The organism is Rhizobium sp. RU35A, assembly GCF_900156005.1.
GTDB lineage: Bacteria > Pseudomonadota > Alphaproteobacteria > Rhizobiales > Rhizobiaceae > Neorhizobium > Neorhizobium straminoryzae.
This window is the reverse complement of record NZ_FTMR01000001.1, coordinates 611,654-625,814: the sequence shown is the minus strand read 5'-3', so window position 1 is coordinate 625,814 and position 14,161 is coordinate 611,654. Positions and strand designations below refer to the sequence as shown.

12 protein-coding genes are annotated in these 14,161 nt (G+C 63.7%); 7 read left to right on the top strand and 5 right to left on the bottom strand.

Annotation, left to right across the window (positions count from 1 at the left end; all coding sequences use genetic code 11):
- Window positions 1–206 precede the first annotated feature (206 nt).
- Window positions 207–1,886 (top strand): response regulator, encoded by a 1,680-nt coding sequence (locus tag F3H95_RS03250; RefSeq protein WP_149744906.1) that lies wholly within the window; start codon window positions 207–209, stop codon window positions 1,884–1,886.
- Between the two features lie 87 nt (window positions 1,887–1,973).
- Window positions 1,974–3,332 carry an EAL domain-containing protein gene (locus tag F3H95_RS03245; protein WP_149744905.1) on the top strand — a complete coding sequence of 453 codons (1,359 nt, stop codon included), beginning with the start codon at window positions 1,974–1,976 and terminating at the stop codon, window positions 3,330–3,332.
- Window positions 3,333–3,440: 108 nt separating this feature from the next.
- On the opposite strand, the gene F3H95_RS03240 is transcribed toward F3H95_RS03245, so the two are convergent.
- From F3H95_RS03240 to F3H95_RS03220, 5 genes are all read right to left on the bottom strand, one after another.
- The gene (locus F3H95_RS03240) at window positions 3,441–4,073 is read right to left on the bottom strand and encodes a PRC-barrel domain-containing protein (RefSeq protein WP_149744904.1); all 633 of its coding nucleotides are present in this window, start codon (window positions 4,071–4,073) and stop codon (window positions 3,441–3,443) included.
- A gap of 201 nt (window positions 4,074–4,274) precedes the next feature.
- Complete coding sequence (locus tag F3H95_RS03235; RefSeq protein ID WP_149744903.1) at window positions 4,275–5,159, bottom strand: SMP-30/gluconolactonase/LRE family protein; 885 nt, start codon at window positions 5,157–5,159, stop codon at window positions 4,275–4,277.
- Window positions 5,156–5,794 carry a 2-dehydro-3-deoxy-6-phosphogalactonate aldolase gene (locus F3H95_RS03230; RefSeq protein WP_149744902.1) on the bottom strand — a complete coding sequence of 213 codons (639 nt, stop codon included), beginning with the start codon at window positions 5,792–5,794 and terminating at the stop codon, window positions 5,156–5,158. Before F3H95_RS03230 ends, F3H95_RS03235 begins: the two co-directional genes overlap by 4 nt.
- Entirely contained in the window at window positions 5,791–6,729 is a 939-nt protein-coding gene (locus F3H95_RS03225) for a 2-dehydro-3-deoxygalactonokinase (RefSeq protein ID WP_149744901.1), read from the bottom strand. The genes F3H95_RS03230 and F3H95_RS03225 overlap by 4 nt, the downstream gene beginning before the upstream one ends.
- The gene (locus F3H95_RS03220) at window positions 6,729–7,514 is read right to left on the bottom strand and encodes an SDR family oxidoreductase (protein ID WP_149744900.1); all 786 of its coding nucleotides are present in this window, start codon (window positions 7,512–7,514) and stop codon (window positions 6,729–6,731) included. Before F3H95_RS03220 ends, F3H95_RS03225 begins: the two co-directional genes overlap by 1 nt.
- 120 nt (window positions 7,515–7,634) lie before the next feature.
- Here F3H95_RS03220 and F3H95_RS03215 point away from each other — a divergent pair, with 120 nt between their 5' ends.
- The 5 genes from F3H95_RS03215 to F3H95_RS03195 all read left to right on the top strand — a co-directional run bounded on the left by F3H95_RS03215 (window position 7,635) and on the right by F3H95_RS03195 (window position 13,986).
- Window positions 7,635–8,444: an IclR family transcriptional regulator gene (locus F3H95_RS03215; protein ID WP_143124866.1), complete on the top strand. Its 810-nt coding sequence runs from the start codon at window positions 7,635–7,637 to the stop codon at window positions 8,442–8,444.
- 205 nt (window positions 8,445–8,649) lie between these two features.
- Window positions 8,650–9,381, top strand: a complete 732-nt coding sequence (locus F3H95_RS03210; RefSeq protein WP_143124867.1) for an autoinducer binding domain-containing protein — start codon at window positions 8,650–8,652, stop codon at window positions 9,379–9,381.
- A 383-nt stretch (window positions 9,382–9,764) separates the two neighbouring features.
- Complete coding sequence (locus F3H95_RS03205) at window positions 9,765–10,946, top strand: P-loop NTPase (RefSeq protein WP_143124868.1); 1,182 nt, start codon at window positions 9,765–9,767, stop codon at window positions 10,944–10,946.
- 177 nt (window positions 10,947–11,123) lie between these two features.
- The gene (locus tag F3H95_RS03200) at window positions 11,124–12,059 is read left to right on the top strand and encodes a magnesium transporter CorA family protein (protein WP_244617876.1); all 936 of its coding nucleotides are present in this window, start codon (window positions 11,124–11,126) and stop codon (window positions 12,057–12,059) included.
- A 13-nt stretch (window positions 12,060–12,072) separates the two neighbouring features.
- Complete coding sequence (locus F3H95_RS03195; protein WP_143124870.1) at window positions 12,073–13,986, top strand: potassium transporter Kup; 1,914 nt, start codon at window positions 12,073–12,075, stop codon at window positions 13,984–13,986.
- Window positions 13,987–14,161 lie beyond the last annotated feature (175 nt).

Genomic DNA, 14,161 nt, shown 5'->3' with positions numbered 1-14,161 from the left:
TTAAGAGCAACTTAACGTGAAGCCGATATTGCTTCACAACGAGATGGCAAACGGCAGATTCGCACGCTTCGGCGACGGACAGGCCGGCCGAACAGGTGGTGCGCCCTGCGGTGGCCGCAAACAGGAAGCAAGAGGATGCAAGTGGTACGGATCGACAGTCGGCCCCCGGCAGCGGGTGCCTCCCGCGAGACAGGAAGCGCCTTGCGATGACGCAGACGGGCGCGCATCCGGACGGGCTGGCGCAGGCGGCCCTGCTTGACCTTCTGACGGAGGCGATGTCCGGTGCCGTGCTCATCTACGACCGGAACGACACGATCGTCTTTGCCAGTACGCAGCTGCGCGCCTTTCTGCCTGCCCTGCCGCTGATGCCGTCTCCCGGCACGCGACTCAAGGATTTCCTGTCTCTCGTCTACGATCATGGCGGCTACTTCCCCGATGTCACCGGGCGTCTGCGTCATCCGCCGATGGGACGCGAGGAGTGGATCACCACCGAGATTGCCAGTCTCTGGCGCGAGCGTTCCGAAACCGTGGAACGCCAGGCGCTTGATCGGTGGATGAGCCTCAGCAAGCGACGCATGCCCTCCGGCTACGGCCTCTGTCTGTTCCGCGATGTCTCCGAGCACAAGAAACGCGAGGACCAGTGGCGGTCCGATCTCGAGCGGGTACAGATCACAGAGGACATTCTCGACAACCTGCCCTTCCCGATCCTGGTGATGGATCGCAATTTCACCTATGTCGCAGTCAACAAGGCGACCTGCTCATTCTACAATCTCGCCGCGGACGAGATTCTCGGGCGCAAGAATGATGACATCCATCCGCCGGAGCTGGCAGCCCGCATCGATCGGGCCAGCCGGCAGGTCCTGGAGACCGGCATCCCTTTCTCGATCAGCGAGCAGGTGATCCGCCCCGACGGCAGCCGCACCGCCGTGCTGACCCGCAAGCTGCGGGCGGGCAAGCCCGGCCGCTATTTCGTGGTCACCGCCATGGAAGATATTTCAGAGGTTCTCTCGACCGGAGAGCAACCCGAATGGGTGTTCAACGGGTTGGAGGGCGTCGACTTCGTGCATTCCGACATGCGCCTCAAACGTTCCGAGCAGCCGGCGGCGGTGCCGGCGGAACGAACGGGGCGCCGCCGCGTGCTGCTCGTGACCGATGACGGCAAGGTGGAGGCGGACGGCGTGTCGCTTCTGCTGCGCGCCGGCTTCGATGCGACCGCGGCCCGCGACCTCAGGGAACTGCGCGGCATCCTCGACATCGCCCGCGAGCGGCAGGTGGACATCGATCTCGTGGTGGTTGATTCGGCCATGGATATCGAATGCCTGGAAGAGGCGGAGGCCTCCGGCATCGATGTCCTGGTTCTGGAAGCCTTCCAGGTGGAGCGCGAGCTTCTGGTGGCTGTGCAGCGGCGTCTGGCGCGTCCGCGTCCCGCGCCTGCGGCCCGCAAGGCCGCCGAGGACGACTGGCAGATCTCATCGGTTGCCGCAATCGACGTCCTGGTGGCGGAGGACAATCAGGTCAACCAGATCGTCTTCTCGCAGATCCTCGAAGGCTTCGGCTATCGCTATGCCATTGCCTGCGATGGCGAGGAGGCGGTGCGCCTGTGGCGGGATCTCAAGCCGCGAATCGTGCTGATGGATATCACCCTGCCGATGCTGAACGGCTTCGAGGCTGCATCGCGGATCCGCGAGCTTGAAAGCGGAGGCGAGCGCACACCGATCATCGGCGTGCTGACGCCGGCCGTCGAGGGAGACCGCGACGCCTGCTGGGCTGCCGGCATGGATGACGTGGTGCTGAAGCCGCTGAGTCCCGATGCGCTGGACGAGAAGTTCCGTCGCTTCATGGGCGCCGGCGACCGCGAGACACGCCGGCGTGGCGAAGGGCGCTGAGACTGCACGCGTTTGTGATCAGCGCTATGCATTTGTTAATCTTTTGGCAGCATTCTGCGCGAAAACCCGACATGCGTGGAGCGCGTAATGAAATCGGCCGGCCGTTCGTTGCCGCAGGTCAGCCAGAACGAATTGCAGGCCATGGCCTATCGCGATCCGCTGACTGGTCTTGGCAACCGCTACCGGCTGCGCGACAAGGTGCGGCTGATCGCTGCCGAACGCGCCGATGATCCCGCCCCCTTTACCGTCGGCATCGTCAACCTCGATGGCTTCAAGCCGATCAATGACCTGTTCGGTTCGCAGGCCGGCGATGACATTCTCTGCCAGGTGGCGCATCGCCTGAAGGCCTGCATTCCCGATGGCGCCACCGTGACACGCCACGACGGCGACGAGTTCGCCTTCCTGCTGCCGCTCGTCTTCGAAAAGACCAGCGCAGAACGTCTCGGCCAGATGATCAAGGAGGTGCTGTCTGCGCCTTACGATCTGGGAGACCGCAATGTGCGGCTGTCGGCTTCCTTCGGCTTTGCCGTCTATCCCTTTGCCGGGGAGGAGTTCGAGGAACTGATGAAGAGCGCCGAAACCGCGCTCTATCGCTCCAAGCGTCGCGGACGCGGCCAGATCACTGTCTATTCCCGCGAGATTGCCCAGGAAATGAAACGCTCCACCCAGCTGGAGCAGGCGCTGCGCAATGCCATCATTGCCGATTCGGTCGAGGTGCATTTTCAGCCGATCGTGCGCATCCGCGATGCTTCGGTGGTCGGTTTCGAGGCGCTGGCACGCTGGAATGATCCCGATCTCGGCTTCGTGTCGCCGGCCGTCTTCGTGCCGCTTGCCGAGGAACGCGGCTTCATCGATGCCCTGTCGGATACGCTGCTGCGCAAGGCGGCGGAGGCAGCACTCTCCTGGCCGCGCGAACTCTTTCTGTCCTTCAATCTTTCTTCGGCGCAACTGATGGACCCGGGCACCGCCGGAACGATTCTGGCAACGCTTGGCCGCGTCGGGCTTGATCCCGCCCGGCTCGAGCTGGAGATCACCGAAACCGCCGTCATGACCTCGGCCGATACCGCCGAGCGCATCATTGCGGAGCTGCGCCAGTCGGGTGTGCGTATTTCGCTCGATGATTTCGGCACCGGCCAGTCAAGCCTCGGGCGGCTTCGCGATTTTACCTTCGACAAGGTAAAGATCGACCGTGCCTTCATTTCCCGCATCACCACCGATCGCGCCTCCGAACATATCGTCAAGGCGATCATCGCCATGTGCGATGGCCTCGATCTGCAGGTGGTCGCCGAAGGCATCGAGGAATGGGCGGATGCGGAAAAGCTGAAGACGCTCGGCTGCGCCATGGGGCAGGGATATTACTATGGCCGCCCGGTGGATGCCGCCGCGACGCTGCGCTACCTCCAGACCCATCACCGCGATTTCCTGCCGACCCAGGAAACCGCCTGACACCTTTCACGATTCACCAAACGACGAAGGGCGGCGCCGCAGCGCCGCCCTTGTCCGTATGTGCCCTGGTCAGGCGGAGCGTGGCACGCTCCAGACCACCGATGCGGATTAGGGCTTCGGGGTCGTCGACGGGGTTGTGGCGCCGCCGGCCGGGGCCGTGGTGGTGGCTGCACCACCGGTCGAAGACGTGGTGGTGTTGTCGGTCTGCTGCTGGTCCAGCGTCTTGAATTCCGGCGCGGCCTTCAGCGATTCAGCCGTTTCCATGGTCGTCAGGCGGACCTTGTTGTTGTTGTCTGCGTCGCGGCTGATGTTGATCTTGCTCATCGGCACGGCGACGTTCTTTTCGCCGATGCCAAGGAAGCCGCCGACGCCGACCACGGCTGCGACGATGCCGCCGTTTTCTTCCAGGATCAGGTCGTTGACGTTCCCGATGCTCTTGTCTTCACCGTTGTAGATGCTCTGGCCGATATAGTCGTTGGCGCTCACCTGCGTTTCCGTCTGCTGGGTCAGGTAATCCTGCGCGGCGGCGCTGGTGGATGCAGCGCCCATCGTGCCTGCTGCGGACGAACCGGTTGCCGGAGCCACAGCGCCATTGCCGGTCGCCGGCATGGTGGTATCGGTCTGGGCGTTCGGAGCGGCAGGCGTTGCCGAGGGAGCCGTCGTCTGGGCCAAGGCCGGTGCAACGGCGGTGGAAGCCATCAGGATGGCTGCTGCTGCCATGGTACCAAGGGTCTTTTTCATAACGAACCTACCTTTGTTCAATCCGGGTTGCTCCGACGCGCAGGGTGGAGGATCGCGTCGGTTCGACAGGGAAATGCCTGTCCGCGAGGATGGTTCCGAGGTGGGCTGCCAAAAAAATAGGCGAAAACGCCGGAACGTTTTCGCCTGTCGAAGGTTAGGGGCAACCCGCCGCATGCGCGGATTTCCCCCGTAAAAACAATGTCAGAGACGATAGGCGGGTTCGAAGCGCCCGTTCACCATGATGCCGAGATCGAAGAGGAAGCCGGCCTTGGTGTCGGAGGCCCGTTCGTCTGCGCTGGCACCCTCATACGCTGTTGTCACCGCCATGCGGTCTGCGGATTTGCCGAAGAAGGCCGGGCAGGAGGCGCGCGATGTCGGGACGCTGTAGCGGGCCACATGACGTCCGTCCGGTGCATACCGGTCCACAGCCCCGGCACCCCAGCGGGCGTTCCAGAGATAACCGTCCGCATCGCAGACGGATCCATCCGGACCGCCATCGGCGCCGGCAGGCACGAAGACGGTTGCCTCGCCGACCGGCAGCCCGGTTTCGGCATCGAGCGGCAGCCGCATGATGTTGCCGATGCGGGTGTCGGTGTAATAGCCCGTCGCACCGTCTGGGGAGAAGCAGATCGAATTCGGAATGCTGATGCCGGTGACGATGCGGGTCACCGCGCCCTTTGCCACGTGATAGATCGAGCCCGCGCCATTCTGGGCCTTCAGCCCCATGGTGCCGATCCACAGCGCACCGGAGGCATGCACGCGCCCGTCATTGGAGCGGTTGCCCATATGCGCCGGCTCGAGTTCCACATAGGGAGTAAAGCCACCGCTGGCGATGTCGCGGATCATCAGGCCCTGTTCTGTCGCGATCAACTGGCGATCCGCATCAATGCGGGCCAGCACACTGGCCTTGAAGGGCAGGGGATGAACGCGCCTTGCACTGCTTGCAAGGTTCAGTTCGTGCAGTTCCTTGCCGAGAATGTTGAACCACCACAGCGTATCGGTCGCCGCATCATAGGTCGGGCCTTCGCCGAGTTCGCAGGCATGGTCGGAGAGGATGGTTCCGGCGAAGTCGTGGATCTCGCTCATCGCACCGCCTCCAGCGCCCGGTCATAGGCCTCGATCGTCACCCTGGCGCGACGGATCACCTCGTTGGCGCTCATGCCCGCCTTGTAGAGGCTGGAGCCGAGACCGAAGGCGGTGATGCCACCCTTCACATAGTCTTCAAAGTTCGTGTCGGACACGCCACCGACCGCGGCAATCACCAGTTCCTTCGGCAGCACGGCGCGGATCGCGTTGATGCCGGAAGGGCCAAGCACGCTGGCGGGGAAGAATTTCAGGCCCGTTGCGCCGGCGCGTGCGGCAGACAGCGCTTCCGTCGCCGTAAAGCAGCCCGGCAGCGTCACCATGCCGCGCGCCGCAGCGGCCTCGATGACGGCTGGCTCCACATTGGGGCTCACCATCAGCCTGCCGCCGGCGGCATCGAGTGCGTCGACATCCTCGACGGTCAGCACGGTGCCGGCGCCGATCAGGCAGTCCGCCGGCGCCAGCCGCACGGCGGTTTCGATCGACCGGAACGGATCGGGCGAGTTCAGCGGAATCTCGATGGCGGTGAAGCCGGTTTCGATCAGGCCGCCGACGATGGCTTCAGTCTCTTCCGGCTTGATGCCGCGGAGAATGGCGACCAGCGGCCGCTGCATGGGGGGAAAGGGAATGCGGGTCATGCGGGCATCCTTGCATGGCTGAGGAAAAGCGATTGGGCGGCGGCGGCAAGGCCCTGCCGCACGGCAAGATCGGCGTCGATCGTCTCGAAGGCAAGGCCAAGGGCTGCAAGGGCGCCTTCGTAGAGGCCCTGCAGCCGGCCGGAGGCAACGAGCCGCACCAGATCCGGGCGCCGGCCGGCCGCATGGATGCCGCCGGCGATTTCCGCCCCGATCAGCGTGCCGGAGAGGCGGGCGGCAGCGCCGGTGGCATCAAGCCCGTGCAGCAGCTGGCCGGAGCGGGCGGTGAAGATCAGGCTGGTCAGCAGCGCCGGCTCGGCCGCGGCCTTGACGACGGCGGCCTGGAAGGCCGGGTGGCTGGCGTCGAAGGCTTCCGCACCCGCCACCGCATGCTTCAGGATTGAATGCTTGGTGATTACGTCGAAGACTTCGCCGGTCATGAAGGAGGCGAAGCTGGTCACGCGGCTGTCTTCCACATTCACCCATTTCGAATGGGTGCCGGGCATGCAGACCAGCGCCTTGCCGGTGGAGGAGGGGCCGAGCGCGCCGAGCAGCTGGGTTTCCTCGCCGCGCATCACATCCGGTGCGGTTTCGGCGCGCTGGGCAATGCCGGGCAGAATGCGGATGTCGCGCGTTTCGCCGGGCACGCGGACGGCGCCGTCGAGAACGGCGGCAAGCGGTGCCGGGGCATCGACATAGCCGGCCTCCACCCAGCCCTGGCGGGCGCCGGCCATGCCGCAGATGATGACCGGCAGATCGGCACCGGCGGACACGGCGGCAAGATGGGCCTCAAGGACCTGGGAAAAGCCCGTTTCGGCGGCGGTGGTCATGCCTTCGCCGCTGCGCCGTTCGGCCAGCACGCGATGTTCGCCATCCATGAGCCAGAGCCGGAAGCTGGTCGTGCCCCAGTCGACGGCGATATAGGCGGCCTCAGCCATCAGAGTGTTCCTCCATCTACGGTGATCCATTGGGCGCTCATGCCGGCCGATGCCGACGAGGCCAGAAACAGGCAGGGTCCGACCATGTCGGCGGCGGTCAGGCTGCGCTTGACGCACTGGCGGTCGATCATCGCGGCAATCCCTTCATCCGTCAGCCAGAGCGCCTTCTGCCGCTCGGTGACGATCATGCCCGGCAACAGCGCGTTGACGCGGATGCCGTCCGGGCCGAGCCGTCCGGCAAGGCTCTTCGTCAATCCCAGAATGCCGGCCTTGGCGGTGGTATAGCTCGGCAGACCACCCATGTTCAGCAGGAAGGAGATCGAGGACAGGTTGACGATCGCGCCGCGCCCGTCCGCCATCAGATGCGGGGCGGCCGCCTGGGCACAGAAGAACATCTGCTTCAAATTGATCGCCTGGTTGCGGTCCCAGTACTCCTCCGTGACCTCCAGAAATTCATGACGGTCGTCGAGGGCGGCATTGTTGACGAGAACGCCGATGCCGCCGAGCCGCTCGGCCGCCGCCGCGACTGCGGACCGGATCTGCGAGACATCGGAAAGATCGGCCTCGATGAACTCCACCGGATGGCGCGTCTGTCCGGAGAGGGTGGCAACCAGCGCAAGGCTCGGCTCGCGCGCGATGTCGAGAAAGGCGACGCGTGCGCCCTGGCGGGCGAAGGCTTCCGTGAAGGCGGCGCCAATACCCGATCCCCCGCCGGTGACCAGCACCGGGCGATCCTCCAGGTCGGCAAAGCGGAAGGCCGGCTGCGATGCTGCGACAGTGTCCATGATGATCCTCGATGTTCCATTATGTGGAACTGAGTTTGACTATATGGAATAAAGATTATAATCAGGAGGGACTGTCAAGCACCCATGCCGTGATGGCGAGGCTGCAGGAGGGAATGTTTGGTGACCCAGCATCAGGACACGGAGACTGGATCGGAACCGGACGGGCCGGACACGGGCACGCTCGGCAAGGCGATCGCCGTGCTTGACCTGATTGCCCGCGCAGAGGTGGCGCCGCGCTTCACCGATCTTCTGACGCTGAGCGGCCAGCCGCGCGGCAGCCTGCACCGCCAGCTCAGGCATCTTGCCATGGAAGGTCTGGTCGAACTCGGGCCGGATGGCGGCTATACGCCGGGCCTTCGCCTGCTGCAATTTGCCTCGCGCGCCTGGTCGCGCCACTCCTTCCGCCAGGTGGCCGAGCCGCACCTGAAACATCTGCATGAGCGGACCGGCGAGACCGTACATCTCGGCCTGCTGCGCGAGGACGAGATCATCTATCTCGACAAGATCGAAAGCCGGCAGGCGGTGCGCATGCATTCGCAGGTCGGCAATGCCGCGCCGGTCTATTGCACGGGCGTCGGCAAGGTGGCGCTCTCCTGCCTGCCGGACGAGCGTCTCGCGCAGATCGCGTCGCGGCTTCGCTTCCAGACCTTCACACCGGCCACGCTGGCGGATGCCGGCGCGCTGCTGTCGCAGGTCGAGGCGATCCGTGCCCGCGGCTATGCCTTCGATCTCGAGGAGCACCAGCCGGGCATCCGGTGCGTGGCCGCCGCCATTGCCGTTCCCGAGGCAAATATCCTCGGCGGCATCTCGGTGACGGCTCCTGCCTTCCGTGCCGACATGGATCAGCTGGAGGCCTGGGCGGACGATGTCTGTGCCGCGGCGCGCGCTATTGTTCAGGATGCTTTGCAGCGACTTGGGCCTCGTCGCTGAGCGCTGTTTTAGCATGCACTTTTCTTTGCCCGATACGGAATTGAGTGTTTGTCAAATCTCTCGGATCGTGGCATGATTCTGTCGTGATGATTGCGGCCATGATGGCACCACGCAAGACCGGTCTGATTGCTGCCGGTGCGCTGTCACTCGGAGGTTTGGCCTTGAGCCGGCTTTCGAGGCCTTCTAACCAAGATTGTCATGAACAATGGATAAGACCGAGAGCTTTGACGCCACCTATTCCGTGGCCGCCCTTGTGGCAGAACTGAAATCCCTCAAGACGCAGTTCGACATCTTCCGCTTCATGCGCCGGGTCACCGAGAGCAATGGCTGCCGCGCCTTCATGGTCTGCGAGCTGCCATCGATGACAACGCTGGAGCTGTCCGGCAATACGATCATCACCAACTGGCCTTCGGAACTGCTCGCGCATTTCGATCAGGCCGGGCTTCTGCAGTCGAGCCCCATCCTGCAGCGCCTGCGTGCGTCGACGCTGCCCTTTACCTATTCGATGGCCGATATCGCCCGTCAACGCGGCGACACCGTGTCCTTCGATCTCTTCCAGCGCTTCGGGCTGACGAGCGGCGTCTATTTTCCGGTGCATGATTCGTCCGGAAAGCGTGGCTGCGTCTCCTTCTGCGGCGATGGGGTGATGTTCACCGTGCAGCAGATGGTGGAACTCATGTATCTCTCGGTGCATGTCTACCAGGGGCTGGCGGAAATCCGCGACATCGACGTGCGCGTCAGCGACCAACTCAGCGAGCGGGAGATCGACTGCCTCAACTGGACCGCCGCCGGCAAGACGAGCGCGGAGATTGCCGACATCCTCGAACTCTCCGAGCATACGGTCAATCACTACCTGAACCGCGCCACCAAGAAGCTCGATGCGGTCAATCGCAGCCAGGCGGTTGCCAAGGCCCTGCGGGCCGGCCTGATCAAGTGACGGGCAGTTTTTCCGCCTTGATTTCGGGCGGCGCTCAAGAATTCATCAGAAGCGTGGCGGAAGGCCGGTGTTGAACCGGCAATTGTGCCAGTTTATCGGAATTTCGGGATCTGGCACGCATCCTGCATCTTCCGTCGCAGGTCCAGAGGGGACTTGAAAAGCGTCCCAAGAGACGCACCCAAGAAAAAGCCGTCGTCCGGGCATTGCGCGTCGTCAGATCGCCGCATGTCCCGGACGACGGCTTAATACTTGTTGCTCCACCCCGGACGCACCACCTATAAGTCCGAGCCGGCACGACCGCGGGGCCGCCCTTGCGGGCCGGCGCGCGACACGAGAGGCCCGTGCCAACGACAGGGCCTCGGCAACAATTCTGGGAGTTCCCGATGGCTGATGTGACGAAGGACATGGTGATCCAGGCGCTGCGCCGGGTGCGCGGGCCGGATCTGGAGGGCGATATCGTTTCGCTCAACATGGTGTCCGATGTCTTCATCGCGGATGGGAAGGTCTATTTCTCCATCACCGTGCCTGCCGAACGGGCGCGCGAGCTGGAGCCGCTGCGGATTGCAGCCGAAAAGACGGTGACGTCTATCGAGGGCGTGCGCAGCGTGCTGGTGACGCTGACGGCCGATCGCAAGGCCGGTGCGGCCCCCGCCCGTCCTCAGCCGCAGGCTGGCGCTCATGATCATGGCGCCCATGCGGGCCATTCGCATGCGCCGCAGGCACGGGCGCCCGGTCAGCCCTCAGCGCCGGCGCGTCCGCAAAAGGCCGGCGTTCCCGGCGTTGGCGCCATCATCGCGGTGGCCTCGGGCAAGGGCGGCGTGGGAAAATCCACCACCGCGGTCAATCTGGCACTGGCCATGATGGCGAACGGCCTGAAGGTCGGCCTGCTGGATGCCGATATCTATGGCCCCTCGGTGCCGCGTCTTCTGAAGATTTCCGGACGTCCGCAGCAGATCGAAAACCGCATCATCGTCCCCATGGAGAATTATGGCCTGAAGGCCATGTCCATGGGCTTCCTGGTGGAAGAGGAGGCCGCGATGATCTGGCGCGGCCCGATGGTACAGTCGGCCATCCTGCAGATGCTGCGCGAAGTGGCCTGGGGCGATCTCGACGTTCTCGTGGTCGACATGCCGCCCGGCACCGGCGATGCGCAGCTGACCATGGCCCAGCAGGTGCCGCTCGCCGGCGCGGTGATCGTGTCCACGCCGCAGGACCTGGCTCTCATCGATGCACGCAAGGGCATTGCCATGTTCCGCAAGGTGGAGGTTCCGCTGCTCGGCATCGTCGAGAACATGAGCTATTTCCTGGCGCCCGATACCGGCAAGCGCTACGACATCTTCGGCCATGGCGGCGCAAAAGCGGAGGCCGCGCGCATTGACGTTCCGTTCCTCGGCGAGGTGCCGCTCACCATGGATATCCGCGAGCGATCCGATGCCGGAACGCCGGTGGTGGTCTCGGATCCCGATGGCGCATCTGCCGCGATCTACAGGGATATCGCCAGCCGCGTGTGGCAGCAGCTTACAGGCCGCACGCCGCGCACGGCGCCTGCAATCGTCTTCGAATGACCGTCATCGGGACTTCGTGTCTCTTGCATTAATCTTTCGGTGGTCTTATACGCGCGTCTCGCTTGGGACGAGGGAACTGCAGATTGGCCCCTTACGTTCAATTGTGCCGGTAAATCCGGGCGCCGGCACGGAGACGTCGCATTGATCAATGCCTATGGTTCCAATGGCTCCCCATCGGTGCTGACCGCTGTCCAGCCCGTTGGCTCACTGTCTGAGGACATCGTCTGGATCGATCTCTTTGAGCCCACGCGCGAGGAAGACAGCTATGTGGAGCAGTTGCTCGACATCTCGGTTCCCACACGCGACGAGTTGAAGGACATCGAACCGTCCAGTCGTCTCTACACGGAAAAGAACGGCCTTTTCATGACCGGCTCCGTGGTCTGGAAAGCCGACAGCGAAGAACCGGAACTGACGGATGTCGCCTTCATCCTGGCCGGTGGCCGCCTGCTGACGGTCCGGTATGCCGAACCGCGTTCCTTCCGGCTGTTCACCGCAGCCCTTGGCCGCACTGCGCAAGCGCATCATACGGGCGCTTCCCTGCTGGCGCATCTGATCGAAACGATCGTCGATCGCACGGCCGAGATCCTGGAAGGTGCCGTCACCCGTGTCGATCGCCTGTCGATCGATATCTTTCGCGACCGCGAGAAGCGGCGGCCGCCGAAGTTTCTCGAGGGAAAGCTTGCCGACATCGCCGGCTGTCACCGGCTGGTCGGCAAGGTGCGCGACAGCCTCGGCTCGCTGTCACGCGTGCTGTCCTTCCTGATGAACGCACCGGCCATTGCGGCCGAAAGCGAACTGCACAGCCTCTGCGGCACGGTGGCCCGCGACGTGGCGACCCTGTCCGAACATGCCGCCTTCGTCGCCGGCAACATTGCCTTCCTGCTCGATGCTTCGCTCGGTCTCATCAATGTCGAGCAGAACGCCATCATCAAGATCTTCTCCATTGCCTCGGTCGTGTTCCTGCCGCCGACGCTGGTGGCGTCGGTCTACGGCATGAATTTTCGCATGATGCCGGAACTTGACTGGACCTTTGGCTATCCCTGGGCTCTTCTTGCCATGCTGGTCTCGGCCCTGGTCCCGTTCTACTTCTTCCGCTGGAAAGGCTGGCTCTAGGCCAGAAAACCGGATGTCACACGCAGCTGACGAACATTTGACTGAGGACAAGAGCCTGAAGAAGTTCCTGGCGGTCGCGCTGGGATCCGTCGGCGTTGTCTATGGCGATATCGGCACCAGTCCGCTCTACGCCTTCCGCGAAGCGCTGCGGCCCGTTTCCTATGACGGTGTCACGCAGGCCGAAGTGATCGGCATCATCTCGCTGATGATCTGGACGCTGACGATCATCGTCACCCTGAAATACGTGCTCTTCCTGCTGAGGGCCGACAACCACGGCGAGGGCGGGACGCTGTCGCTGCTGGCCATGCTGATGAAGACGGCCGGCAGCAACAGGGCCGTGCTGATGATGCTCGGCCTGATCGGCGCCGCTCTCTTCATGGGGGATGCGATGATCACGCCGGCGCTCTCCGTCCTGTCGGCCGTCGAAGGCGTGAAGCTCATCACGCCCGCGCTCGACGAGGCGGTGGTGCCGATTTCGATCGTCATCCTGATTGCCCTCTTTGCCATCCAGTCGCATGGAACGGGGCTTGTCGCGCGCTTCTTCGGTCCGATCACCGCCATCTGGTTCCTGGTGATGGGCGCAGGTGGCATTGCCCATATCACCGATGATCTCAGCATCCTGTGGGCGCTCAACCCGCTGCATGCCGTCACCTTCCTCATCCAGGAACGTTTCGTCGGCTTCGTGGTGCTCGGCGCCGTCTTCCTGACGGTCACCGGCGCGGAAGCGCTCTATGCGGATCTCGGCCATTTCGGGCGTCGTCCGATCCAGTGGGCCTGGTTCGCGCTTGTCTTCCCGGCGTTGACGCTGAACTATCTCGGCCAGGGCGCGCTGATCCTGAAGCAGCCGGAAGCGATGTCCAATCCCTTCTACCTGATGTTTCCGAGCTGGGCGCTGATCCCGGTCGTGCTTCTGGCAACGGCGGCCACCATCATCGCCAGCCAGGCCGTCATTACCGGCGCCTTCTCGCTGGTGCGTCAGGCGATCCATCTCGGCTATCTGCCGCGCATGGAAATCCTCTTCACCTCGGAAACCAATACCGGGCAGATCTTCCTGCCGGGCGTCAACATGGTGCTGTTGATCGGCGTGCTGGCGCTGGTGCTGGGCTTCGAAAGCTCGGATGCGCTGGCCACCGCCTACGGTATCTCGGTCACCGGCGCCATGGTGGTCACCACCCTGATGGCCTTCGAATTCGTGCGTGCCCGCTGGCACTGGCCGCGCTGGGTGGCGGCACTTGCGCTGGCACCGCTTCTGCTGCTCGAGATGGTTTTCCTCGGCGCCAATCTGCTGAAGATCCACGACGGCGGCTATGTGCCGGTGCTGATGGCTTCTGCCTTTACCGTGATCATGTGGACCTGGCGTCGGGGTACCGACATCCTGGCCGACAAGATGAAGCGCACCGACGTGCCGCTGGCGATCTTTGCCGAATCCATCGAGCGCTCGATCGAGAAGAAGAGCCAGAACGCCCCGGTCAGCGTGCCGGGCACGGCGATCTTCCTCACCAGCGATCCGGAATCGGCGCCGGCAGCGCTGATGCACAATCTCAAGCACAACCATGTGCTGCACGAGAAGAACGTCATCCTGACGATCCGCACGGTCAACAAGCCGCGCGTCTCGCAGGAGCATTGCTTCCATGTGGAGAAGATGTCGGATCGCTTCGTGCTGGTCGAGCTGCGCTTCGGCTTCATGCAGTCGCAAAACGTGTCGCAGGCGCTCGCCTACTTGCGCAAATGCGGCTTCAAGTTCGACATCATGGCCACCTCCTTCTATCTGGGACGGCGCAAGCTGGTGCCGGATGCGGAATCGGGCATGCCCATGTGGCAGGACCGGCTGTTCATCGCGCTCGCCAATGCCGCCTCCGATCCGTCCGACTATTTCCATCTGCCGGCCAACCGTGTGGTGGAACTCGGCTCGCACGTCATCATCTGACGCATTTCGGGGCAGGTTCATCCCTCCTCGGGGCCGTAGCGCCGGCCCCGACCCCGGGAAAACCAGGGCGTTAACCCTCCATTTAGGTTAATATTAGATCCTTCGCGCATTCGAAAGATTGTGCGTTGGAGTTGCGGTGTGCGTCAGAAGCGTTCGAGAAGGAGGGGGGCCTCCC

Excerpts from the sequence above, each read along its gene's own strand:
- F3H95_RS03250 (WP_149744906.1), top strand. The coding sequence starts at position 207 with ATGACGCAGACGGGCGCGCATCCGGACGGGCTGGCGCAGGCGGCCCTG.
- F3H95_RS03245 (WP_149744905.1), top strand. The coding sequence starts at position 1,974 with ATGAAATCGGCCGGCCGTTCGTTGCCGCAGGTCAGCCAGAACGAATTG.
- F3H95_RS03240 (WP_149744904.1), bottom strand. The coding sequence starts at position 4,073 with ATGAAAAAGACCCTTGGTACCATGGCAGCAGCAGCCATCCTGATGGCT.
- F3H95_RS03235 (WP_149744903.1), bottom strand. The coding sequence starts at position 5,159 with ATGAGCGAGATCCACGACTTCGCCGGAACCATCCTCTCCGACCATGCC.
- F3H95_RS03230 (WP_149744902.1), bottom strand. The coding sequence starts at position 5,794 with ATGACCCGCATTCCCTTTCCCCCCATGCAGCGGCCGCTGGTCGCCATT.
- F3H95_RS03225 (WP_149744901.1), bottom strand. The coding sequence starts at position 6,729 with ATGGCTGAGGCCGCCTATATCGCCGTCGACTGGGGCACGACCAGCTTC.
- F3H95_RS03220 (WP_149744900.1), bottom strand. The coding sequence starts at position 7,514 with ATGGACACTGTCGCAGCATCGCAGCCGGCCTTCCGCTTTGCCGACCTG.
- F3H95_RS03210 (WP_143124867.1), top strand. The coding sequence starts at position 8,650 with ATGGATAAGACCGAGAGCTTTGACGCCACCTATTCCGTGGCCGCCCTT.
- F3H95_RS03205 (WP_143124868.1), top strand. The coding sequence starts at position 9,765 with ATGGCTGATGTGACGAAGGACATGGTGATCCAGGCGCTGCGCCGGGTG.
- F3H95_RS03195 (WP_143124870.1), top strand. The coding sequence starts at position 12,073 with ATGTCACACGCAGCTGACGAACATTTGACTGAGGACAAGAGCCTGAAG.